A 23,285-nucleotide genomic window follows, 5' to 3' on the forward strand; every position below is an offset into this window, starting at 1 on the left:
GAGTGGCAGTCATGCAAACAGCAGCCAAGTCCGTTGAAATCGCCGAGGCCTCCTGGGAGGAATCGGTTTCCGCCTGGATGGACGGAGAAGATTCCGACGATATTCTTCCCAGTCTGTTGTCCAAGGAAGGACGTCAGACCTGGGACACCTATCATTTGATCGGTGATTCCCTGCGCAATGCCGATCTGGCATTGACCCCTAGCGCCGCGTTCCAATCGCGATTGGCGCGCGCGCTGGACGCGGAGCTGCCGATTGTGGCGGCGCCCCGGCGCCGCTCGCCGTTGCGGGTCGGCCTGTCGGGCCTGGCCGTGGCGGCCGCGGTTGCCACGGTTGCCTGGGTGGCACAGCCTTACCTGACTGGCACGCCGGCAACGGAAGTGCGTGTGCTGGCCGATGCCAGCGGCACGCCCGCTTCCGCCACCGCCGCCGATGACGCCGGCCTGCGCGACTACCTTGAGGCCCATCGCCAGATGGCGGGCCCCAGCGCGGTGCGTCAAGTGTCGTTCGACGTCGGAGCAGGACGTTGATGGCGATAGCGTTACCGACACGTTGGCCGCGCGCAGGTTCCTGGCATGCCCATCGCGCGGGATGGTTCGCCGCTACGCTTCTGACCGCTTTCCTGTCCGCCCATGAGCCGGCGCGCGCCGCCGATGCGGCCCCGGCCACGGACGATGTGGTCCAACTGCTGACCCGCATTCAGCAGGCCGCGCGCAAGCAGGATTACGCGGGCGTCTTCATGTATCAGCAAGGCGAGATGATTCAGTCATCGCGCCTGGTGCATGTGCTGGACGGCACCGGCGAGCGCGAGCGCCTTGAGATCCTGGATGGCCAGCCGCGCGAATACCTGCGGCACAACGACGACGTGCAATGCCTGATCCCGGAACGCAAGACCGTGCTGATCGAGCGCCGTCGTGGCGACCGGTTTCCCGGCCTGCTGCTGGGCGACCCGGCCAATCTTTCCGAACACTACAAAATCCGTACCGAGTCCAAGCTGCATCGGGTGGCAGGCCGTGAATGCCGCCTGATCACGATCGAACCGCTGGACAAGCTGCGTTATGGCTACCGCCTGTGCGCTGACGTTGAAACGAATTTGCTGCTGAAGGCGCAAACGCTCAACGCCGCCCGGGGTGTGGTTGAGCAGGTCTCGTTCACGTCGCTGCGCCTGGGTTCCGAAGTGGATCCGCAACAGCTCAGTTCCCGCTGGAGCACGCGCGACTGGAAGGTGCTGGAACCCTCGATGACCCCAGTGGACCTGATGGCCCAGGGGTGGCGCATTCCGGCGCCCAAGGGCTTCAAGGTCATCATGCAGGTGGCGCGATCAATGGGCCGCGGCGCAACGGTCAGCCAGATGGTGCTGTCCGATGGCCTGGCCGCCATCTCGGTGTTTATCGAACCTTATGACAGTGAGCGCGGGCATCATCCCCCGCCGGGCCCCGCGCAGCGTGGCTCTATCACGGTGTATGGCACGCGCATTGCTGATTTCTGGCTGACGGCCGTGGGCGAGGTGCCCGTGGCCACGCTTGAACAGCTGGCGCAAGCGACCGAATACGTGCCGACCGCGGCAACGGCCGCACCGCCGGCCGGCACCCCCAAGTGACGCACGCCACAGCCACAAGCAGCAAGCAGCAACTTCGGAGTAATTTATGAAAGCAATGACGGTGTCGAACGCTTTTTTCCGGCGCTTTGTGGTGGCCGTGGCGGCGGGCGTATTCATGTCCACGGCCTACGTGCCCGTTGCGACGGCGCAGACCCCGACGGTCGCGCTGCCCGACTTCACGGGCATTGTTGAAAAAGCGGACCCCGCGGTCGTGAACATCCGCACGACCGCCACGGTGCCCGTGCGCGGCCCCGGTCCGGGCGGCGGCAGTGATCCGTACGAATTGTTCCGCTGGTTCTTCGGGCCAGACCTGCAGCCGCCGGGCGGTGGGCAATCGCCCATGCCGCGCCAGCGTCCGCAGCCGCCCCAGCCTGAAGAGCGCACCGTGCCGCGTGGCGTGGGCTCCGGCTTTTTCATTTCGACCGACGGCTATATCCTGACCAACAACCACGTGGTGGTTGACGCCACCGACATCTACGTCACGCTGACCGACGGCCGCGAATTCAAGGCCAAGGTGATCGGTACCGACGAACGCACCGACGTGGCGCTCATCAAGATCGAAGCCAAGGACATGATTCCGCTGGTCATTGGCGACCCCAAGAAATTGAAGAAGGGCCAATGGGTGCTGGCGATCGGCTCGCCGTTCGGCCTGGATTCCACCGTGACCTCCGGCATCGTCAGCGCAATCGGCCGCGATACCGGCGAATACCTGCCCTTCATCCAGACCGACGTTGCCGTCAACCCCGGCAACTCGGGTGGGCCGCTGATCAATCTGGACGGCGAAGTGGTGGGCATCAATTCCCAGATCATCTCGCGTAGCGGTGGTTTCATGGGCATCTCGCTGGCCATCCCGATCGACGAAGCGATGCGCGTGGTTGACCAACTGCGCGCCACCGGCAAGGTCACGCGCGGACGCGTCGGCGTGCAGATCGGCGAAGTGGGCAAGGATGTGGCCGAAGCCATCGGCCTGCCCAAGGCCGAAGGCGCACTGGTCAGCAGCGTGGAAGCCGACGGCCCCGCTGAACAAGCGGGCGTGCAGCCGGGCGACGTGATCCTCAAGTTCAACAACGAGCCGATCAAGCGCTGGTCCGATCTGCCCCGTATCGTCGGCGAAACCAAGCCCGGCACGCGCGCTGACATGCAAGTGTGGCGCAAGGGTAAGAACCTGACGCTGTCGGTCAAGGTGGGCGAGATTCCGACCGAGAAGGCGGCCGCTGCCGCGAAGAAGGCTGCGCCGGCGCCAGAAGTGACCAACGCGCTGGGCCTGGGCGTGGTCGATGTACCGGCCGATGTCCAAAAGAAGCTGCGCATCAAGGGCGGCGTCCAGGTGAAGGTTGCCGAGGGCGCGGCGGCCAAGGCGGGCTTGCAGGAAGGCGACATTGTGTTGGCTCTGAACGACACCGATGTCACCGGCGCCAAGCAGTTCGGTGAACTGGTGGCCAAGCTGGACAAGAGCCGTTCCGCCGGTTTGCTGGTCCGCCGTGGCGAGCAGACCCAGTGGGTCGCGGTGCCCGCATCGAAGTAGGGCGGCTTCGGCCGGTTGGACCGCCTTTTTACCCGGGGGCGGCCCACCGGCAGAAAAATTTGCCCAAGACCGGCTAAAATGGCTGGTTGCCGCAAGAGGGGGCGCTTGGGCGCCCCCTCGTTTTGCCCGGGTTTCGTCCCGTCAGCGCCCCTCTCGTCAGCCGTGTCCTCGCAGGCGGCGGCGTCTTCCGGCTTATTGCCGAGTGTTCCGTCCCTTATAATTTCAAGCATGCAGCATATTCGCAACTTCTCCATCATTGCCCACATCGATCATGGCAAATCGACCTTGGCCGATCGCTTGATCCAGCGCTGCGGCGGATTGGCGGATCGCGAAATGTCGGCGCAGGTGCTCGATTCCATGGAAATCGAGCGCGAGCGCGGCATCACCATCAAGGCCCAGACCGCCGCCCTGCAATACAAGGCGAACGACGGCAAGGTCTACAACCTGAACCTGATCGACACCCCGGGACACGTGGACTTCTCGTATGAAGTCAGCCGCTCGTTGTCGGCATGCGAAGGCGCGCTGCTGGTGGTGGATGCGTCCCAGGGCGTGGAAGCGCAAACGGTCGCCAACTGCTACACCGCCATCGAGCTGGGCGTGGAAGTGGTGCCCGTGCTGAACAAGATGGACCTGCCCCAGGCCGACCCCGAAGGCGCGCGCCAGGAAGTGGAAGACGTCATCGGCATCGATGCGTCGGAAGCCGTGCTGGCCAGCGCCAAGACCGGCATGGGCATTGACGAAATCCTGGAAACCATCGTGGCCCGCGTACCGGCGCCCAAGGGTGACCCGGAAGCGCCGCTGCAAGCGCTGATCATCGACTCGTGGTTTGACAACTACGTGGGCGTGGTCATGCTGGTGCGCATCATCAACGGCGTGCTCAAGCCCAAGGACAAGATCCTGCTGATGGCGTCCGGCGCCACCCACCTGTGCGAGCAGACCGGTGTGTTCACGCCCAAGTCGCAGCAGCGCCCGCACTTGTCGGCGGGCGAGGTTGGCTTCATCATCGCCGGCATCAAGCAGCTGGAAGACGCCAAGGTAGGCGACACGGTCACGCTGGCCAACAAGCCCGCGCCGTCCGCGCTGCCCGGTTTCAAGGAAGTGAAGCCCCAGGTGTTCGCCGGCCTGTATCCGGTCGAAAGCTCCGAATACGACCAGCTGCGTGATTCGCTCGACAAGCTCAAGCTGAACGATGCCGCGCTGATGTTCGAACCCGAAGTCTCGCAAGCGTTGGGCTTTGGTTTCCGCTGCGGCTTCCTGGGCCTGCTGCACATGGAAATCGTGCAAGAGCGCCTGGAACGCGAATTCGACATGGACATCATCACTACCGCGCCGTCGGTCGTGTATGAAGTCGAGCAGCGCGATGGCTCCGTGATTACCGTGGAGAGCCCGTCGCGCATGCCTGAAGTGGGCAAGATCCAGGACATTCGCGAACCGATCGTGAAGGTCACGCTGTTCATGCCGCAGGATTATGTCGGCCCGGTGATGACGCTGTGCAATAACAAGCGCGGCTCCCAGGTCAACATGAGCTACCACGGCCGCCAGGTGCACCTGGTATACGAGATTCCGCTGGCCGAAATCGTGCTGGATTTCTTCGACAAGCTCAAGTCGGTGTCGCGCGGCTACGCCTCGATGGACTACGAATTCCTGGAATACCGCTCGGCCGACGTCGTGCGTGTGGACCTGCTGATCAATAACGACCGCGTCGACGCGCTGGCCGTGATCGTCCACCGCAGCAACGCGCGCCATCGCGCCCGCGACGTTGTGACCCGCATGCGCGGCCTGATTCCGCGCCAGATGTTCGACGTGGTGATCCAGGCCGCAATCGGCGCCGAAATCATCGCCCGCGAAAACGTCAAGGCGTTGCGCAAGAACGTGCTGGCCAAGTGCTACGGCGGCGACATCTCGCGCAAGAAGAAGCTGCTTGAAAAGCAGAAGGCCGGCAAGAAGCGCATGAAGCAGGTGGGTAGCGTTGAGATTCCGCAGGAGGCGTTCCTGGCCATCCTGCAAGTGGAAGACAAGTAGAACCAAAAGAAGGCGGTTAGCTGATGAGTTGGAACTTTGCCCTGATCCTGTTTGTTCTGCTGGTCTTGACCGGCATTATCTGGGTGCTTGATCTGGCGGTGCTGCGGCGTGGCCGTGAAGCGCGGGCCCAAGCGGCAATGGCGCAGTACGATGCGGCCCTGATCGGGGACGCGCAAGAAGCCGAACGCCTGCGCCGCGAAGCCGGTGACGTGGCGCGCCGCGTGCCCTGGTGGGTGGAATACGCCGTCAGCTTTTTCCCTGTCATCCTGTTCGTGTTCATGCTGCGTTCGTTCGTGGTCGAGCCGTTTCGGATACCTTCGGGCTCGATGCTGCCGACGCTGCAATCGGGCGACCTGATCCTGGTGAACAAGTTCAGCTATGGCTTGCGCCTGCCCGTGATCGACAAGAAGGTCGTGGATATCGGCAAGCCCCAGCGCGGCGACGTCTTCGTGTTCCGTTATCCCGTGGATCCGGACGTGGACTACATCAAGCGCGTGGTCGGCCTGCCGGGCGACGAGATCGCTTATCTGGACAAAAAACTGTATGTGAACGGCACCCTGGTGCCTCACGTTCGCGACGGCGACTACTTCGAGCCGGATCGTGTGTCGTATATCGCACAATATAAAGAGAAATTGGGCGACGTTGAGCACAAGATCCTGCTAGATGAGAACAAGCCGCAGGATTATTCGCCCATGTGGCAATTTCCTCACCGCGAAAACTGCCAATACAGCCGCAATGGGGTACGCTGCAAAGTACCCGAAGGCAGTTATTTCGCCATGGGCGATAATCGGGACAACAGCGCGGACAGCCGTTATTGGGGCTTCGTACCTGAGGCCAATATCGTCGGACGCGCGTTCTTCATCTGGATGAATTTCAGCGATCTCAGCCGCATCGGCCGGTTCAACTGATTATGTCGCTAGCCACGCTAGAAAACCGCCTGGATCACCACTTCGGTGATCCAGCCTTGCTTGAACAGGCACTGACGCATCGCAGTCACGGTGCGCGCCACAACGAGCGCTTGGAATTCCTTGGGGATTCCGTGCTGAACTTCGTCGTGGCGGCGATGCTGTTTGAACGCTATTCCAAAATCGACGAAGGCGATCTGTCGCGGCTGCGGGCCAACCTGGTCAAGCAGGCCTCGCTGGCGGACATCGCCCAACGCCTCGAACTGTCGCAGTATCTGCGCCTGGGCGAAGGTGAATTGAAAAGCGGTGGCTTCCGTCGGCCGTCGATTCTTGCGGACACGGTCGAGGCGCTGTTTGGCGCCGTCTTCCTGGATGCGGGCTTTGAGGCCGCGCGCCGCGTGATCGTGCGTCAGTACCAACCGGTGCTGGCCTCGGTTGACCCAAAAACGCTGGGCAAGGACGCCAAGACCTTGCTGCAGGAATTCCTGCAAGGCCGCAAGCTGGCGCTGCCGTTGTACACGGTGGTGGCCACGCATGGCGCGGCCCACAGCCAGCAGTTCGAAGTCGAGTGCGCCATCCCGGCGCTCGAGATCAAGGTTACGGCGCCCGGCGCCAGCCGCCGCGCCGCCGAGCAGTCGGCGGCCAAGCTGGCTTTGGAGGCTGCGCTGGCTATCAGCCCCGCCACCAAGGCTGCCCGCAAGTCGGGCAAGGCGCGCAAAACCGCGCAATTGTCGCTGCCCGTGGCAGTGGCTCAAGAGACTAAATGAGCGATACCCCTTTTCGTACCGGCTTTGTTGCCATCGTTGGCCGTCCCAATGTGGGCAAGTCCACGCTGACCAATGCCCTGATCGGTTCCAAGATCTCCATCGTGTCGCGCAAGGCGCAGACCACGCGCCACCGTATCCACGGCGTGCTGACTCGCGAGCACGAGCAATTCGTTTTCGTTGATACCCCGGGATTCCAGACGCGTCATGGCGGCGCCATGAACCGCATGATGAACCGCGTGGTGACGCAGGCTTTGGCCGACGTCGACGTGGTGGTGCACGTGGTGGAAGCCGGTAAATGGTCCGAAGGCGATGCGAAGCTGTTGCCGCTGTTGCCGAACCCCGAGCGCACCATTCTGGTCGTCTCCAAGATCGACCAAATGAAGAATCGCGACGACCTGTTCGCGTTCGTCTCCAAGATCATGGCGCTGCACCCCTTTGGCGCCGTGGTGCCCGTCAGCGCCACCAAGAAGCAGCAGCTGGACCAGTTGCTGGAAGAAATCGCCACGCGCCTGCCGGAAGGCGAGGCGATGTTCGAAGAAGACACCCTGACCGACCGCCCCATGCGCTTCATCGCCGCCGAACTGGTGCGCGAGAAGATCTTCCGCCTGGTCGGCGACGAACTGCCCTACGGCTGTACCGTTGTCATCGAGCAATGGGAAGAAACCGCCAAGGGCGCCAGCATCAACGCCTGCGTGGTGGTCGAGCGCGACAGCCACAAGCCGATTCTGCTGGGCGCGGGCGGCATGCACATGAAGCGTATCGCCACGGAGGCGCGGCAAGACATCGCCAAGCTGCTGGACAAGCCCGTGCACCTGGAGGTCTACATCAAGGTGCGCAAGGGCTGGTCCGACCGCGAGGGTGCGCTCCGCGATCTGGGTTATGAGTAGACGGGCGCCTCGCGTCCAGGATCGCCCGGGCTTTATGTTGCACGCCACCGCGTGGCGTGAAACCTCCCTTATTGTTCAGACTTTTTCCCGCGATCATGGCTGTGTGGCCATGGTCGCCAAGGGCGCCAAACGCCCTTATTCGGTGCTGCGTCCTGTGTTGTCGGCCTTTCAGCCCTTGCTGCTGTCCTGGACCGGCAATGGCGAAGTCAAGACACTAACGCGCGCCGAGATCGCTGGCATCCGTCCACTGACGGGCACAGCGCTGATGTCCGCCTGGTACATGAACGAGCTACTGCTGCGCTTGCTGCCTCGCGAAGACGCGCACCCCTTGCTGTTCGACGCCTACGACATGGCGTTGCAGCAGTTGTCCAACGGCACGCGTGCCGCCGGCGCGCTGCGCCGCTTTGAATGGACGCTGTTGCGCGAAACGGGTTATGGCGTGGATGAACAAGCGCCGGATTTCGACGACACCACGATCGAGCCCGCGCTGCGGCGCGATCTGCGCGAGCGCCTGGCCGAGATCCTGGCCGGTCGCCCCTTGTCGACCCGCCGCGTCCTGATGGACCTGCAACGCATCTAGCGCGCGGCGCGGCACCATGACCTTCACGCTAAAACAGGTCGAGACCTTTCGCACCGTCTACGAAACGGAAAGCGTGACGGCTGCGGCACGGCGACTGGATGTGTCGCCCGCGACGGTCAGCGCCACCTTGGCCGCGCTGGAAGCCAGCATTGAACTGCGCCTGTTCGAACGCGTGCGCCAACGCATGCAGCGCACGCCCGAAGCCACTTTGCTCTACGAAGAAATCCGCCGCCTGAACGTCGGCCTGGAAAGCCTGGGCCGCAAGATCCGGGCCATACGCGGGGCCGCGCAACCGCGGCTTCGCATCGGCTGCATCCATGCCTACGGCGGGGCTATCGTCAGCGAGTCGATCTCGCGCTTTCGCACCCGTTATCCCGACACGCCGCTGTACCTGCAAATCCGCGACTCCAATACCTTGCGCGACATGGTGGTGTCGGGCGAGCTGGACCTGGCGGTGGTGGCGGACGAATCCGAACTGGAAGGCTTGCGCGGCCATCGGCTGGCAAGCTTGCGCGCGGTGGCGGTGTTTCCCGCCGGACACGCGCTAGCGCGCCTGGAACAGGTGGACTTTGCGCAACTGGCCGACGTCGATGTGATTGCCTTGAACGCCGAGGACGGGTCGCGCAAGCGCCTGGATGCGCTGTTGCGGCAAGCGGGTCACAGCCTGAAGGTGGCGATTGAAACGCCGTATTCCAGCACCGTCTGCCAGTTGGCCTTGGCCGGGCACGGGGTCGGCATCGCCAACCCCGCGACGGCGGTGGGCATGGAAGCCGCGGGGCTGTGTTATCGCCCGCTGACGGCACCCGTGCATTTTGAATGCCACATGATTCTGCATGGCAGCCGGCCCTTGTCCGAAGCGGGGAAATTCTGGGCCACTTGCCTGCGCGGCGCGCTGGCCCCGCTGGTGGATCGGTTCGGCGTTTGATTTGACGTCGTTGCAGGCCGGGAATTTCAGCCTTGGCGCGTGGCCGAAGCCTTCTGCCCCGTAGCGGCCCGACGTCAGTCCGGCCAGTGCGTGCCGTCAGCCCCGGCGCCCGTCGGATGTCAACATCAACACCACTGACGATTCAGCGTCCAGCACGCCCGAGCGGCGTAGCTGCGACACCGCCGCCAAGGCCGCGGCGGATGACAGTTCGGTGCTGATGCCCCGGCGCTCAAGCCGTTGTTGCGCGGCAGCGGCAGCGGCATCGGAAACGTCCACCGGGGTGCCGCCCGAGCGGGCCAAGGCTTCCAGTGATTGCAACGTGCAGGTGCCGCCCGCGATGGAGTATTGCTGGGTGGCGCTTTCCCACAGGCCGCGCGCATCGCCCGTTGCGCGCGCGCGCGACAGGCGTGCATAGGGCTCGACGGCGTGCAGGCGAGGCAGGCGCGCGATGCGTCCGCTTTGCAGCAAATGCTGCCAGCCCAGCAAGATGCCCCACAGCAGATCGCCTCGCGCGGTGGGCACGATGATGTCGGTGGGCGTGGCGCAAACGTTCAGGATTTCGGTGGCGATGGGCTTGTAGCCTTCGACGCCATAGGGGTGCGTGCCGACGGGGGGATTCAGATAATTGGTGCCCGCGAACGCGCCGTGATTGCGGCACAGGTCCTCGACGTAGGGCCAGCGCGCCAGGCTGTCTTCGAACGTACGAAGACGGGCGCCGAAGCGTTCCATGGCTTCCCGCTGCAAGGGCGGGCAGTTTTGGGTAATGGCGATATCCGCCTGCAAGCCGGCGGCGGCGCAGTAGGCCGCAATCGATACCCCGGCGTTGCCGCTGGAAGCCGCCGCCACGCGCGTCGCCCCGGCCAAGAGGGCCCGTGATATCAACTGGGCCGCCATGCGGTCCTTGTGGCTGCCTGTGGGGTTGGCGCTTTCGCACTTGAGCCATAGCTTGCCGATGCCTTCGGCGTCGGCAAGATCGGGCGCCTCCAGGCAAGGCGTATCGCCTTCGCCCAAGGTCACCGCTTGAAGAACGGGCAGTGGCATGACGTTGCCGCTCTCCGTGGCGTCGTAGCGGCATTCCAGCGTGGCGGGGTGGCCGGCGGCAAGGCAGCTGGGGCAGCCTTCGGCGTAGTCGCCGGGCGCCCACAGGGTGGCGCAGCGGATGCAGCGCAGGTCGGTCAATCTGGGGTTCATCTGCATAGTCAGTATTTTGACGCTAGGGAGTCCAGGGGTAGGGCGGGGGCCACTTGCAGCAGGCAGTCGCCGTCGTCGCTGCGCGCGATGGCGCGCAGGCAAACCACCGTGCCGGCTTGCGGCGCGTAGAGCGGCCGCGCGGGGATATCCGGGCGCGCGGGTTCAATCAGGCGGCCGATCGGCTGGTCCGCCGTCACCACCTGCCCAAGCTCGACGCCGGGCACGAACACGCCGGGTTCGCCGGCGCGCAGCGTGGCGGCCGGCGCGTCGAGGTCATAGAGGCGGACGTCCCGATTCGCCGGAACAGGGGAGGCGGGCAATAGCCCCAGTTCGGCAAGGCAGCCCAGCAAGCCATCGCGGCAGCCGTCGACCAGCGCGCCGCGAGTCTGTCTGCCCCCGCCGATTTCGGCGCTTAGACGCAGCACGCCGTGGCGGCTGGCGGCGGCGGGCATCGAACCTGCCTCGTTGCCGCGAAAGAACACACAGTCGGGAAAGCCGAACGCGCGGGCCAGGGCTGGCAGGCGTTCGTCATAGGCGTCGTTGCCGTAACGCGTGATCACCGATGAAGGCAGGTAGCAGAGCGAGGCGCCGCCGCTATGCACGTCGACCATGGCCTGGATGCGGGGCAGCAGCCGTGCTTCCAGGGCCGCCGCCACGCTTTCCGTATAGCCGCGCGCCGGCGCGCCCAGGAACGCGCGATTCAGGTTGCCGCCGTCGCTGGGCGACAGACGCGTGCCGGCCAGAGAGGCCTCGGCATTGACCGCGGGCAGCAGGTACACGGTGCCATGTTGCAGCATGCCGGGAAGTTGCCGCCACAGGTCGAGGATGGCGGCCTGGCCTTCCCATTCATCGCCATGCACGCCGGCGATCAGGGCCACGGCCGGGCCTGGTCCGGCCTCGATGCGCAGTACCGGCACGGTGACTCGGCGATAAGCCGAGTCATTGGTCGCGGCGGCAACAGAGAAGTCTTCCCGGCTTACGCGGACCATGCTTCGGCTCCGGCGGCTCTGGTGGCGGGGCGCGCGCCGATCAATCCAGCGTGGCGGCCTTGATGATGCTTTCCCATTTGGGCAGCTCCTTGCGAATTTGGGTTTGGACGTCCTGCGGCGTGCCGCCCAGCGGCTCTTGCGACCGGCTACGCAGTTCCTTGGCGACGTTGTCCGATTGCAGTGCCTTGTTCATCGCGTCATTCAATCGATTGATCACGGCGGGGGGCGTGCCGGCGGGTGCGATCAGCGCGCTCCAGGCAGACTGCTCGTAGGCCGGATACCCTTGTTCGGCCACCGTCGGCACATCCGGGTTGGATGCCGCGCGGGACTTGGTGGTGACGGCCAATGCGCGCAGGCGGCCATCCTTCAGGTTGCCGATCAAGGGCGGCAGGTTTTCCATCATGGCGTCCACGTGGCCGCCCAACAGATCCGACAACTGCGCGGCCGTGGCCTTGTAAGGGATCTGGCGCACGGCGGCGCCTGTCTGGGCGATGAACAGCTTGACGCCGACTTCACTGGTGGTGCCGGGGTCGGCCGATGTCATCGTCAAGCGGTCCGGCTGGGCGCGGCTGGCCTCGATAAAGCTCTTTAAGTCGCGATAGGGCGATGCGGCGTTCACCACGATCACGTTGGGCGTTTCGGCCACCAAGCCGATCGGCGTTACGTCGCGGTCCAGGTTGTAGAGCTGTTGCTTGAACAGGAAGCGATGCAATACCAGCGTGCCGACGTGCGCGTAGCCGATGGTGTAGCCGTCGGCAGGGGCGCGCACCACGGCCTGCGTGCCGATGCGGCCACCCGCGCCAACGCGGTTTTCCACCACGACGGCCTGGCCCAGCTGTCGGCTCATTTCTTGTCCGATCAAGCGTGCGGTGATGTCGGCGTTGCCACCGGCGGCGGCTGGCACGATCAGGGTGATCGCGCGTTCCGGATAGTCGGCTTGCGCGGTGGTCGCGGCAAGGCAAAGCAGCAGGGCGGCAAGGCAGGCGGTGCGTTTCATGACGATTCCCCAGGCGTTGAGAGCTGCGCCATTGTGCGCGGCAGGCCCAAAGAATCCGTTTGCTTCAATAACATGGGTGTTCAAGAAAACCTAAGGGATTTGACCCTTGTCGTTGTCCTTGTCTTGGTCCTGCCAAGCCCTGGCATCCGCCCGCTTGCCCAGCCCATAGCCGACGGCGGCCGCGCCCAGCGCCACCGCGGCGCCCAGCAGCGCGATCAGCGCCGCGCCATGGCCCAGCATGTCGACGCCAGCCTTGACCCATCCGCTGGCCGCATCGCCGCCCCGGTAGACGACCGTATCGATGACGTTCTTGGTTTTGTATTTGTCTTCGGCAGGCACCGCCGTGAACAGCATTTCGCGGCCCGGCCGGATCAGCGCATATTCGCCGGCACGGCGCAGGATCATCGCGGCGGCCAGGACGCCAAAGACCGGAAACGCGGCAAGGAACAGGAACGACAGCCCCACCGCCAGCGGCACCGCCGCCAACAGAAAGCGCACCCCCAGCCGGGCGGCCACGCGACCCGTGATGAACAGCTGCGACAGCAGCGCCAGCGTCTGCACGGTGACATCCAGCGCGCTGAACACGCGGATGCGCTGGGCCGTGTCGGGAAAGGTATCGGCCACCAGGCGCGCCTGCTCCATGTACAGAAAGGTGTTCAGCGTGGCCAGCAACACCACCAGCAGCGAAATGCCAAGCAGATAGCGCGACTGGAAAATGCGCAGGATGCCGGCCAGCAGCGCGCCTTCGATGGGACGCTGCATGTCTTGCCGCCCGGTCTCGGGGCGTGTGGCGGCCCGCCAGCGCAACAACCATTGTTTGAGCGGCAGCGTGGCGGTCAGCAGCAGCGCGGACAACAGCAGCAAGCCGGCCGGGCCCAGCGCGCCGGCCAGCAGGGCGCCCAGCAACGGGCCGCACAACCCGCCCGCGCTGGCCCCCGCGGCAATCAGCGCAAAGAGGCGTTTGGCGGAGTCCATCCGGAACACGTCCGCCATCAAGCTCCAGGCGATCGACACCACGAACAGGTTGAAAACCGACAGCCACACATAGAATGCACGCGCCGCCCAGACGCTGCCCGGTTGCAGGTACAACAGGGCCGCGAAGCCCGCCATGGTCAGCGCAAAAATGCTGTACACCCAGGTCAGCAAGGTGGCGCGCGGGACGCGGGCGGACAGGGCGCCAAACAAAGGCACGACCGCCAGCGTGGCGACAAAGGTGGCGGTGAACAGCCATTGCAGCTGGTTGACGCCCGCCTGGATCCCCATGGTTTCGCGGATGGGGCGCAGCATGAAATAGCCGCAGAACAAAAAGAAAAAGAACGCGAAGCCGCAGGCGGCCGGGGCGATGTCGGCGTCATGGATGCCCAGCGTTCGTGCAATGCGCGCGCGCGCGGGCTCAAGCCAGGCCCAGGCCATGGCCTTATGCCAGCAGGGCCGCGATGCGGTCGCGCAGCGCGGCGTCGGGCTGCCGCCCGAACCCGTCCAGCGCGTTATCCGCCATGTTGGCGGGCTTGGACGTGGCGGGGATGACGGCGGTGACGGCCGGATGCCCGATGATGAATTTCAGAAAGATCTGTGCCCAGGAGGTGCAGCCGATTTCCGCGGCCAAAGCGGGCAGGGGGCGCCCCTTGACCTGCCGAAAGAGCGCGCCGTCCTGGAACGGGCGGTTGATCAGCACCGCCACGCCGTTGGCCTGGCAGGCCGGCAACAGGCGCTTTTCGGCGCTGCGAGCGCCCACGGACAGGTTCACCTGAAGAAAGTCGGGCTTTTCGCGTTCGACCAGTTCGGTCAGCTCGTCATGGGCATAGTCCGTGTAGTGCGTGATGCCGATGTAGCGCGTGACGCCTTGCTGCTTCAGTTCGCGCAGCAGGGCCAGTTGGTTGCGGGTGTCGATCAGGTTGTGCACCTGGATCAGGTCCAGCTTGTCACGCCCCAAGCGCCGTTGGGACTCGCGGATCTGGCCCATCGCGGCCTCCCGCCCTTGCGCGCCGATCTTCGTGGCCAGAAAGTACGGGGGCGCCGTGGCGGCCTGGCGGGCCAGCAGTGCGCCCACCACGGCCTCGGCCTGGCCGTAGCTGGGGGCGGTGTCGATCAGCGTGCCGCCTTCTTTGGTGAACACCTCCAGCACCTGCGCCAGCGGTGCCATGGCGGCGGCGTCATCGGGCGACGCGTTGAAGGTGTCCGCCGTGCCCAGGCCGATCACCGGAATCTGCTCTTTGGAGGACGGAATGGCGCGGGTCAACATGGCTTGCTTCATGCTGAGTGCGTGCACGGCGCCCGCTCGCCCCAGCAGGGCGGCGCAAGCGGCGGTCTGGAGGAAGCGGCGGCGGTCTTGCATCGGTAGCGCTCCAAAAGAAAAAGGCCTACACGGGAATGTAGGCCTTTGGACCGGACTGGCGGTGCGCGATTACTCGCGGTTGCCGCCGAAGATGCCCAGCAGCATCAGCAGGTTCGAGAAGACGTTGTAGACGTCCAGGTAGATGGCCAGGGTGGCCGACACGTAGTTGGTTTCACCACCATTGACCACGCGTTGCAGGTCCACCAGCATGAAGGCCGAGAACACCAGGATGGCCATGACCGAGATGGTCAGCATCAGCGCGGGCAGTTGCAGGAAGATGTTCGCCAGCGCGGCGATCAGGATCACGACCGCGCCGATGAACAGGAACTTCTGCATGCCGGACAAATCGCGCTTGATGGTGGTGGCCAGCGTGGCCATCGTGCCGAACACGATTGCCGTGCCGCCGAACGCCGTCATGACCAGCTGCGAGCCGTTGCTGAACCCCATGACGAAGCCCAACAGGCGCGACAGCATGATGCCCATGAAGAACGTGAAGGCCAGCAGCAGCACCACGCCCATCGAGTTGTTCTTGTTTTTCTCGATGGCGAACATCATGCCGAACGCGCCCACGAGGAAGACGATGGCGGACAGGCCCGGGCTGGCGCCCATGACGCGGTTGATGCCGGTGTACATGCCGACCGCCGCGCCCAGCACCGTGGGAATCAGCGATAGGGCCAAGAGCCAATAAGTGTTGCGCAGGACCTGGTTGCGAGCGACCTCGCCCGGCGCGCCAGCGACTGCGCCGGAACGATTAAAAGGGGACGGACGATATTCGTTCATGGAGAACTCCTGTATGCGCCAAAAAAGATAGCTTGAAAGCTTAGATGGGAAGGATACCTTACAGTTCCCTGAAGAATCCAGTTTTTGGAAGATTTACACCTGCGGCAAAGTGCCGGTTTCAGCCGGGTCGGACTTCATTCAATACCCGGGAAACGATACCCGGTAATTCAGCGTCCATGCGCGTCTGGATCTGCTCGATGGCGTCGGCCAGCGCGCGGCGCATCAGCTGTTCGACTTCGGCTTGCAGGCGGGCCGTCACGACCGACGGGTCAGGCAGCGCGGCAGCGGGAGCCTGCGTGGCGGCCGAATGAACGGCGGGCGCTTCATCCACGTTCCAGTCCTGCCCGTTGTCGTCGGCGATGTCCGTCAGCAAGGGGAAGGCGTCGTCGGGGTCGGCAGCGCCGGCGTCGTCGGCCAGCTCGGTCAGCACCGGGGCGTCGGGCTCATCGGCCGGGGCCGGCGGCGCGTACAACGTCGGTTCGGCCCGTTGAGTCAGGGTGGGAATGCCAGGGTCGTTGGGGCGAGAGGGCATGGGGGCTCCCGAATATCAGATTGCCGCAGTGGGCGCAGGGCCCACCGGACGGATTGGGCGGGTCAACCGCCGGCCTGTTGGCGGCTGAGATCGTGGCTTTGCGGCGTATGGCCTGCATTCTGGTACGTGCGCCAGCGCTGGCGAGCGGCCTGCTTGTCGTCAGGGTCGTCCGACACGATTTCAAGCACGCGTTCGAAGGTGTCGAAACCCGGCGGGCTGTCGTTGTCCAGATTCAGCAGCCACAGCGCGGGCGCGTCGGCCCCCGCGTTGGGTTGGGCCGCCTGGGCGGCCTGCTGCGGATCGCCTGCGGTCAGCACAACCGGCGTTTCAGGCGCCAGGGGGTCGTTGGCCAGCACGTGCGGGATGAAGGCGGTGTCGTCGAACGCCCACAGCATGCGGTCGAAAGCGGCCAGCCGCGAGCCGTCTTTACAGTACACCACCAGCCGCTGGCCCGCCAAAAATTGCTTGCGCACGACCTGGCAGGCCATGCGCAAGCGGTCGGGCGCGCCGAAGGCGAAATCGATCCGCGTCATGCCCGTTTCCGTTGCGAAGGTTTCAAACCTGATCCAGCAGGTATTGCATCAGCAGCGGCACGGGGCGGCCCGTAGCGCCCTTGTCCTTGCCGCCGCGCCAGGCGGTGCCGGCGATGTCCAAGTGCGCCCACGGGTAAGCCTTGGCAAAGCGCGACAGGAAGCAGGCGGCGGTGACCGCGCCGGCCGGGGGGCCGCCGATGTTGGCCAGGTCGGCAAAGTTGGACTTCAGCTGATCTTGGTAGGCGTCGTCCATCGGCATGCGCCATGCCGTGTCCAGCGACTTGCGGCCGGCAGCCGCCAGGGCGTCGGCCAGGGCGTCGTCCTTGGAGAACAGGCCGCTGTTGACGTTGCCCAGGGCAACGACGCAGGCACCGGTCAGCGTGGCGATGTCGATGACGGCTGCCGGCTTGAAGCGTTCGGCGTAGGTCAGGGCGTCGCACAGGACCAGGCGGCCTTCGGCGTCGGTGTTCAGGATTTCGATGGTCAAGCCGGCCATGCTGGTGACGACGTCGCCCGGTTTGTTGGCGGTGCCGCTCGGCAGGTTTTCGCAGGCGGGGATCAGGCCGACGACGTCAAGCGGCAGTTCCAGCTCTGCCAGGGCGCGGAACGAGCCCAACACGCTGGCTGCGCCGCACATGTCGTACTTCATTTCGTCCATGGTGGCGGCGGGCTTGAGCGAGATGCCGCCGGCGTCGAACGTGATGCCCTTGCCGACCAGCACGATCGGGCCTTGCGCATTCTTGGCGCCTTTCTTGACGGCCTTGGCGCCGGCGTGGCGCAGCACGATGAAGCGCAACGCTTCGGCCGAGCCGCGAGCCACCGACAGGAACGAACCCATGCCCAGCGCTTCGACCTGCTTGCGGTCCAGCACTTCGACTTTCAGCGACTTGAATTCGCGCGCCAGGCGCTTGGCCGTGTCGCCCAGGTAGGTGGGCGTGCAGATGTTGCCGGGCAGGTTGCCCAGGGTGCGGGTCAGCTCCATGCCGTTGGCGATGGCCGCGCCTTCGCGCAGGCCCTTCTGGGCCTGGGCGGCGTCGGCGCGCTCGACGATCTGCACGATCTTCTTGAGTTTGGGGCGGGCGTCGCGATCAGGCTTGCCGAAGCTGGCGTCGTAATGATAGGTGGCGCCGCCGGCCGCGATGGCGGCGCTGCGGGCGCGGGCAATGATGGCGACGTCGGCAATGGGGTTGGCGGCCAGCGTGGACACGCCTTCCGTCAGTTGCGCAGCCACGCAGACCGAGGCGAATGCCTGTTCAGCCGACGCGTGGGCGCGGGCCGAATACTCTTCCTGCTTGCCCAGGCCCACCAGCACCACGCGCTGCGCGGTCACGCCGGGCAGGGTGCGCAGCGTCAGCGTGGAACCGGCGCGGCCGCGGAACTCGGTCTTGACCACGGCGCGCACGGCGCCGTTGGAAGCGCGGTCGATGATGTCGGCGGCGGGGCTCAACACGCCGTCCGCGTACACCCCGACAGCCAGGGCGGCGGTTTTAACCTGGTGCAGGGAAGCAGTGGTCTGTGTGCTAAATTCCATGAGGGTTTCCCGTGTGCGTCTGTGTATGATGCGGTCGATTATCCCGCATATTCTCCCATGTCTCTATTTAAACGCTCTGTCGTCAGCGAGATCACCAGTCACGCTGGCGTTGTCTTTTCCACGTTGCTCATCGTGTGGCTCAGCGTGCTTCTTGTGCGCCTGCTGGGTGAAGCAGCGGGCGGCAACATCGGAGCCGACGTCGTCCTGGTGCTGGCCGCGCTGTCCACGATCACCGCCTTGCCGACCATCCTGGCCGTGTCGATCTTCATTGCCGTGCTGACGACCGTCACGCGCAATTACCGCGAATCCGAAATGGTGGTGTGGTTTGCCAGCGGCTTGTCATTGGCCGACTGGTTAAAGCCCGTTCTGCGCGTTGCCGTGCCCGTGGCGCTGGCCGTGGCGGGCTTGACGCTGGTGGCCGCGCCCTGGGCGTATCGGCAAATCGGCGAATACCATGAACGCTTCGAGCAGCGCTCGGATCTGTCCAAGGTCACGGCGGGGCAGTTCGCTGAATCGTCGGGCGGCAATCGCGTGTTTTTCTCTGAAGACCCGGTTACGCCGACGGATGAATTGGGCAACGTGTTCGCGCGTGAAACCGGCCCTGAGTGGCTGAGCGTCTTGACGGCCAGCAGCGCGCACAGCGAAACGCTGCCCAATGGCGACCGCTTCCTGGTGCTGGGCGAAGGCCATCGCTACGACCTGAAGCCGGGCACGCCCGAAATCCGCCTGGTGCATTTCAACAAATATGGTCTGCGCCTGGAAAGCAAGGCCGGTGACGACCCGATCGGCGAAGCGCGTGCCGCGGCCGAGCGCTCGTCGAAAGCCCGTGCCACGATGCAACTGGTGGCGGACAACACGAACAGCAGCTGGTCGCAGGTGATGTGGCGCATTTCATTGCCCTTGGCCGCGCTGAACCTGGCGCTGCTGGCGATTCCGCTCGGGGCGGTGAACCCGCGCCTGGGCCGTTCGGGCGATCTGTTGATCGCAGGCCTGGTCGGCTTGCTCTATATGAACCTGATCAACCTGTCGCGCGCCTGGATTTCCAACGGCAAGCTCAGTTTCGGCGTGGGGGTGTGGGCGATTCACGGCGCGGTGGCGATGCTGACCGTGTTCCTGCTGATGCGCCGCCTGCGGGTCAAAGCCCCCAAGGACGCCAAGCCGGCCTGAGTGCCGATAACGCTGCAACGAAGCGGGGGCCTATCTGCCCCCGCTTCGCGTCAGGGCAGGTACTTCATCGTGCCGCGCTTGCCCGCCAGCAGGTCGGCGTTTTTCAGCACCGATTTGCGGATGAATTCCCACAGCACCGTCACGCGCTTTAGCTTGCGCAGGTCTTCGTGGCAATACATCCAAAACGATCGCGTGATTTCAATTTCGGTCTGAAGCACCGGCTTCAGGCGCGGGTCCTGGGCGGCGATAAAGCAAGGCAGCACCGCCAGAGACTGGCCCTGTAGCGCGGCGTGGTACTGCGCGACCACGCTGGTGCTGCGCAGCACCACATTGCTCGCGGGCAGCACATCTTCCAGGTAACGCAGGCGTTCACTGAACAGCAGTTCGTCCACATAGCCAATGAAGGTGTGATGCGCCAAGTCGGCGCGCGTCTCGATGGGGGCGTGGCGGGCCAGATAACCCGGCGTGCCGTACAGGCGCAGCGTGTAGTCGCACAGCTTGCTGCACACGTAGGGGCCGCGCTGCGGCCGTTCAATGGTGATGGCCAGATCCGCTTCGCGCTTGGACAGGCTGACAAAGCGCGGCACGGGCAAAATGTCCAAGGTGATGTGGGGATAGCGCCGCTGGAAGTCCGCCGCCAGCGGCGTCAGCACATAACTGCCAAAGCCCTCGGTGGCGCCGATACGCAAATGGCCGGACAGGGCCTGGCCGATGCCCGACAAGTTCTCGCGCGCGGTGTGCACCGTGCTTTCCATCTGCTCGGCGTGAACGAACAGGCGCTGGCCATCGTCCGTCAGCACAAACCCCGCACTGCGCGACTTTTCGAACAGCAGCGTATCCAACTCGGTTTCCAGCGCGCGGATGCGGCGCGACACGGTGGTGTGCTCGACCCCGAGCTTGCGCGCGGCCGCGCTGACCCGCTGGGTGCGGGCCACCTCCAGGAAGTACCGCAGGCTGTCCCAATCCAACACGATTTCGATCTCCGGATCCGCGCGCCCACGGGCTTGGGGCGGCCTTTTTGCGCTGTGCATTAATGCACAAGGAATGTGCATTTCTGGTGTTGCTTGTTGATTTTCACACATCTACACTGGGCCGGCAGGCCTCGGGGCATTGCCCTGGGAGTCGCAGGCCGCAAAGACGGCATCACGCTATCAATCAGCGCATAACACTCAGGAGACAAATCCATGAAATTGCACGCACGCGGGCTGGCCGCAGGCTTGTGTCTGGGCGCAATATTGGTAAGCCAGGCGCAAGCGGCCGACAAGCCGCCAGTGAAAATCGGCATCCTGACGGACATGTCCGGCACGTATGCCGGGATGGGCGGGCCCGGTTCGGTGGCGGCGGCGCAGTTGGCCATCGATGACTGCCTGGCCGCGGAATGCAAGGGCATGAAGATCGAACTGGTGTCGGCCGACAACCAGAACAAGGCGGACGTGGGCGCCGCGAAAGCGCGCGAATGGTTCGACCGCGATGGCGTCACGGCAATTGCCGACCTGACCAATTCGGCGGTGGCGCTGGCGGTGCAGGGCATCGCGCGCGAAAAGAACAAAGTGGTGATGTTCTCGGGTCCGGCCACGACGGCGCTGACCAACAAGGAATGCTCGCCCGTCGGCTTTCACTGGATGTTCGACACGTATTCGCAATCGGCCGGTGGCGCCAAGGCCACGGTGCGGGCGGGCGGCAAGTCCTGGTACTTCATCACGGTGGACTACGCGTTTGGCCATTCGCTGGAAGCCGACACGGTCAAGGCTGTGAAGGCGCTGGGCGGCACGGTGGCCGGCAGCGTGCGGCATCCCCTGAACGCGCCGGATTTTGCCTCGTACCTGTTGCAGGCGCAAAGCTCGAAGGCGCAGGTGGTGGCATTGGCCAACGGCGGGCAGGACACCGTCAACGCCGTCAAGCAGGCGCGCGAATTCGGCATCGTGTCGGGCGGGCAGCGCCTGGTGTCGCTGCTGATTTTCTTGTCGGACCTGCGGGCGTTGGGCCTGGAAAGCGCGCAAGGTTTGTCCTATGTGGACGGCTTTTATTGGGACTATGACGACGCGTCGCGGCAGTGGTCCACGCGTTTCGAAAAAGCCTTCCGGGGCTTGAAGCCGACGATGACGCAAGCGGGCGTGTATTCCAGCGTGCTGCATTACCTGCGCGCCACGGCGGCGGCCGGCAGCACCGATGGCAAGGTCGTGGCCGACAAGATGCGCGAACTGCCAATCAAGGATCCGATCATGCGCAACGCATCGATCCGGCCCGACGGACGCGTGATCCACGACATGTACCTGTACGAAGTGAAGAAGCCCGCGGATTCCAAGGGCGGCTGGGACTATTCCAAGCTGGTGGCCACCATTCCGGCGGCCGAAGCCTTTCAGCCACTGGCCGACTCGACCTGCCCGCTGGTGAAGAAATAACCGGGCGCGCCTGCCCGGCCCTTGCCTGGCAGGCGCGTTGCAAGATCCATGAACGCGGATTCATCCGCATCGACTACGCAGTGTGAGGAGCATCAAATGAGTGAAGTCCCCCGCGTTCCGCTATTGATCGGCGGCAAGCTCGTGCAGTCCAAATCCACCGAATGGCGTGACGTGATCAACCCCGCCACCCAGGAAGTCGTTGCCAAGGTGCCCTTCGCCACGCGCGAAGAGCTGGACCTGGCCGTCTCCAATGCCAAGGAAGCCTTCAAGACCTGGCGCAACAGCGGCCAGGGCGCGCGCATGCGCGTCATGCTGAAATTCCAGGAAATGCTGCGCGCCAACACCGGCAAGCTGGCCGAGATGATCACGCGTGAACACGGCAAGACGCTGCCCGACGCCGAAGGCGAGATCGGGCGTGGCCTGGAAGTGGTCGAGCACGCCTGCTCGATCGCCAACCTGCAATTGGGCGAGTACGCCGAAAATGCCGCGTCGGGTATCGACGTCTACACGCTGATCCAGCCGCTGGGCGTGTGCGCGGGTATCACCGCGTTCAACTTCCCCGTGATGCTGCCGTGCTTCATGTTCCCCATCGCGGTGGCGTGCGGCAACAGCTTCGTGCTGAAACCGTCTGAACAGGACCCGACGTCGTCGTTGTTCCTGGCGCAGCTGGCCCTGGAAGCCGGCCTGCCCCCGGGCGTGCTGAACGTGGTGCACGGCGGCCCGGATACGGCCAACGGCCTGTGCGAACACCCGGACATCAAGGCGGTGTCGTTCATCGGGTCGACCCGCGTGGGCACCGAGATCTACAACCGCGCATCGGCCGCCGGCAAGCGCTGCCAGTCGATGATGGGCGCCAAGAACCATTGCGTGATCCTGCCGGATGCCGACCCCGAAGTGGCGCTGAACCAGCTGGTGGGCGCGGCCTTTGGCGCGGCGGGGCAGCGTTGCATGGCCTCGTCGGTGGCCGTGCTGGTGGGCGACGCGCGCAATTGGCTGCCGGACTTTGTCGAGCGCTCGAAAAAGCTCAAGGTCAATTCGGGCACCGACCGCGAAGCCGATCTGGGCCCGCTGGTGTCGCCCAATGCCAAGAAGCGCGTGGAAAGCCTGATTCAAAAGGGCGTGGACGAAGGCGCCAAGCTGCTGCTGGACGGCCGCAACCTGAAGGTGAAGGGCTTCGAAGAAGGCAATTTCGTGGGCCCCACGATTTTTGACGGCGTTTCGGAGAACATGACCATCTACACCGAAGAAATTTTCGGGCCGGTCCTGTGCTGCGTTGGCGTGGAAACGCTGGAAGACGCGGTCGCCTTCATCAACCGCAACCCCAACGGCAACGGTGTGGCGCTGTTCACGCAGGATGGGGGCGCGGCGCGCTACTTCCAGAACAATATCGACGTGGGCCAGGTGGGCATCAACGTGCCGATCCCCGTGCCGGTGGCGTGGTTCAGCTTCACCGGATCGCGCGGTTCCAAGCTGGGCGACCTGGGCCCCAACGGCAAGCAGGCGGTGCAGTTCTGGACGCAGACCAAGACGGTCACGGCGCGCTGGTCCGCCCATGCCAAGACGGTGAACACCACCATTTCGATGCGCTGAAAGGGGGGACGCCTTGCTCCTAAGCTTATA

Annotated in this window: 22 protein-coding genes; 12 read left to right on the plus strand and 10 right to left on the minus strand. The window is 64.7% G+C overall.

Annotation, left to right across the window (positions count from 1 at the left end):
* Positions 1 to 11: 11 nt before the first annotated feature.
* The 9 genes from KYT87_RS06550 (at position 12) to KYT87_RS06590 (ending at position 9,208) form a co-directional block, all read left to right on the plus strand.
* The gene (locus KYT87_RS06550; RefSeq protein WP_046802603.1) at positions 12 to 527 is read left to right on the plus strand and encodes a sigma-E factor negative regulatory protein; all 516 of its coding nucleotides are present in this window, start codon (positions 12 to 14) and stop codon (positions 525 to 527) included.
* Entirely contained in the window at positions 527 to 1,597 is a 1,071-nt protein-coding gene (locus KYT87_RS06555; protein ID WP_219991875.1) for a MucB/RseB C-terminal domain-containing protein, read from the plus strand. The genes KYT87_RS06550 and KYT87_RS06555 overlap by 1 nt, the downstream gene beginning before the upstream one ends.
* A 115-nt stretch (positions 1,598 to 1,712) precedes the next feature.
* A complete protein-coding gene (locus tag KYT87_RS06560) occupies positions 1,713 to 3,122 on the plus strand; it encodes a DegQ family serine endoprotease (RefSeq protein ID WP_370638769.1) in 1,410 nt (469 codons plus the stop codon).
* A 228-nt stretch (positions 3,123 to 3,350) separates the two neighbouring features.
* On the plus strand, positions 3,351 to 5,144 hold the full coding sequence (gene lepA, locus KYT87_RS06565) for a translation elongation factor 4 (protein WP_006218049.1): 1,794 nt from the start codon (positions 3,351 to 3,353) through the stop codon (positions 5,142 to 5,144).
* A 23-nt stretch (positions 5,145 to 5,167) separates the two neighbouring features.
* A complete protein-coding gene (lepB, locus tag KYT87_RS06570) occupies positions 5,168 to 6,052 on the plus strand; it encodes a signal peptidase I (RefSeq protein WP_104143027.1) in 885 nt (294 codons plus the stop codon).
* A 2-nt stretch (positions 6,053 to 6,054) separates the two neighbouring features.
* Positions 6,055 to 6,816, plus strand: a complete 762-nt coding sequence (rnc, locus tag KYT87_RS06575; protein WP_046802607.1) for a ribonuclease III — start codon at positions 6,055 to 6,057, stop codon at positions 6,814 to 6,816.
* A complete protein-coding gene (gene era / locus KYT87_RS06580) occupies positions 6,813 to 7,703 on the plus strand; it encodes a GTPase Era (protein ID WP_046802608.1) in 891 nt (296 codons plus the stop codon). The genes rnc and era overlap by 4 nt, the downstream gene beginning before the upstream one ends.
* A complete protein-coding gene (gene recO, locus KYT87_RS06585) occupies positions 7,696 to 8,283 on the plus strand; it encodes a DNA repair protein RecO (protein WP_046802609.1) in 588 nt (195 codons plus the stop codon). Before era ends, recO begins: the two co-directional genes overlap by 8 nt.
* 16 nt (positions 8,284 to 8,299) lie before the next feature.
* Complete coding sequence (locus KYT87_RS06590; RefSeq protein ID WP_219991876.1) at positions 8,300 to 9,208, plus strand: LysR family transcriptional regulator; 909 nt, start codon at positions 8,300 to 8,302, stop codon at positions 9,206 to 9,208.
* A gap of 96 nt (positions 9,209 to 9,304) precedes the next feature.
* Here KYT87_RS06590 and KYT87_RS06595 read toward each other — a convergent pair whose 3' ends face one another.
* From KYT87_RS06595 to KYT87_RS06635, 9 genes are all read right to left on the minus strand, one after another.
* On the minus strand, positions 9,305 to 10,405 hold the full coding sequence (locus KYT87_RS06595; protein WP_219991877.1) for a pyridoxal-phosphate dependent enzyme: 1,101 nt from the start codon (positions 10,403 to 10,405) through the stop codon (positions 9,305 to 9,307).
* Positions 10,406 to 10,407: 2 nt separating this feature from the next.
* Positions 10,408 to 11,388 (minus strand): succinylglutamate desuccinylase/aspartoacylase family protein, encoded by a 981-nt coding sequence (locus tag KYT87_RS06600; protein ID WP_219991878.1) that lies wholly within the window; start codon positions 11,386 to 11,388, stop codon positions 10,408 to 10,410.
* Positions 11,389 to 11,428: 40 nt separating this feature from the next.
* Positions 11,429 to 12,385, minus strand: a complete 957-nt coding sequence (locus KYT87_RS06605; protein WP_219991879.1) for a tripartite tricarboxylate transporter substrate binding protein — start codon at positions 12,383 to 12,385, stop codon at positions 11,429 to 11,431.
* Between the two features lie 90 nt (positions 12,386 to 12,475).
* A complete protein-coding gene (locus KYT87_RS06610) occupies positions 12,476 to 13,798 on the minus strand; it encodes an NTP/NDP exchange transporter (RefSeq protein ID WP_219991880.1) in 1,323 nt (440 codons plus the stop codon).
* A gap of 4 nt (positions 13,799 to 13,802) precedes the next feature.
* Complete coding sequence (locus KYT87_RS06615) at positions 13,803 to 14,720, minus strand: aldo/keto reductase (protein ID WP_219991881.1); 918 nt, start codon at positions 14,718 to 14,720, stop codon at positions 13,803 to 13,805.
* A 69-nt stretch (positions 14,721 to 14,789) separates the two neighbouring features.
* Complete coding sequence (locus KYT87_RS06620; protein WP_006218060.1) at positions 14,790 to 15,500, minus strand: Bax inhibitor-1/YccA family protein; 711 nt, start codon at positions 15,498 to 15,500, stop codon at positions 14,790 to 14,792.
* Between the two features lie 118 nt (positions 15,501 to 15,618).
* On the minus strand, positions 15,619 to 16,032 hold the full coding sequence (locus KYT87_RS06625) for a hypothetical protein (protein WP_104143034.1): 414 nt from the start codon (positions 16,030 to 16,032) through the stop codon (positions 15,619 to 15,621).
* Positions 16,033 to 16,094: 62 nt separating this feature from the next.
* Complete coding sequence (locus KYT87_RS06630; protein WP_046802616.1) at positions 16,095 to 16,565, minus strand: DNA polymerase III subunit chi; 471 nt, start codon at positions 16,563 to 16,565, stop codon at positions 16,095 to 16,097.
* Between the two features lie 22 nt (positions 16,566 to 16,587).
* The gene (locus tag KYT87_RS06635; protein WP_219991882.1) at positions 16,588 to 18,096 is read right to left on the minus strand and encodes a leucyl aminopeptidase; all 1,509 of its coding nucleotides are present in this window, start codon (positions 18,094 to 18,096) and stop codon (positions 16,588 to 16,590) included.
* Positions 18,097 to 18,153: 57 nt separating this feature from the next.
* On the opposite strand from KYT87_RS06635, the gene lptF reads away from it, so the two are divergent.
* Positions 18,154 to 19,263, plus strand: coding sequence for an LPS export ABC transporter permease LptF (gene lptF / locus KYT87_RS06640; protein ID WP_120154287.1), 1,110 nt, complete (start codon positions 18,154 to 18,156; stop codon positions 19,261 to 19,263).
* 50 nt (positions 19,264 to 19,313) lie between these two features.
* Here the strand turns inward: lptF and KYT87_RS06645 are convergent, their stop codons facing one another.
* The gene (locus tag KYT87_RS06645) at positions 19,314 to 20,234 is read right to left on the minus strand and encodes a LysR family transcriptional regulator (protein WP_046802858.1); all 921 of its coding nucleotides are present in this window, start codon (positions 20,232 to 20,234) and stop codon (positions 19,314 to 19,316) included.
* A 213-nt stretch (positions 20,235 to 20,447) separates the two neighbouring features.
* On the opposite strand from KYT87_RS06645, the gene KYT87_RS06650 reads away from it, so the two are divergent.
* Positions 20,448 to 21,665, plus strand: a complete 1,218-nt coding sequence (locus KYT87_RS06650; RefSeq protein WP_046802618.1) for an ABC transporter substrate-binding protein — start codon at positions 20,448 to 20,450, stop codon at positions 21,663 to 21,665.
* Between the two features lie 96 nt (positions 21,666 to 21,761).
* The gene (locus KYT87_RS06655; protein ID WP_219991883.1) at positions 21,762 to 23,255 is read left to right on the plus strand and encodes a CoA-acylating methylmalonate-semialdehyde dehydrogenase; all 1,494 of its coding nucleotides are present in this window, start codon (positions 21,762 to 21,764) and stop codon (positions 23,253 to 23,255) included.
* Positions 23,256 to 23,285: the final 30 nt, after the last annotated feature.

The organism is Achromobacter sp. ES-001, assembly GCF_019448355.1.
GTDB lineage: Bacteria > Pseudomonadota > Gammaproteobacteria > Burkholderiales > Burkholderiaceae_B > Achromobacter > Achromobacter spanius_B.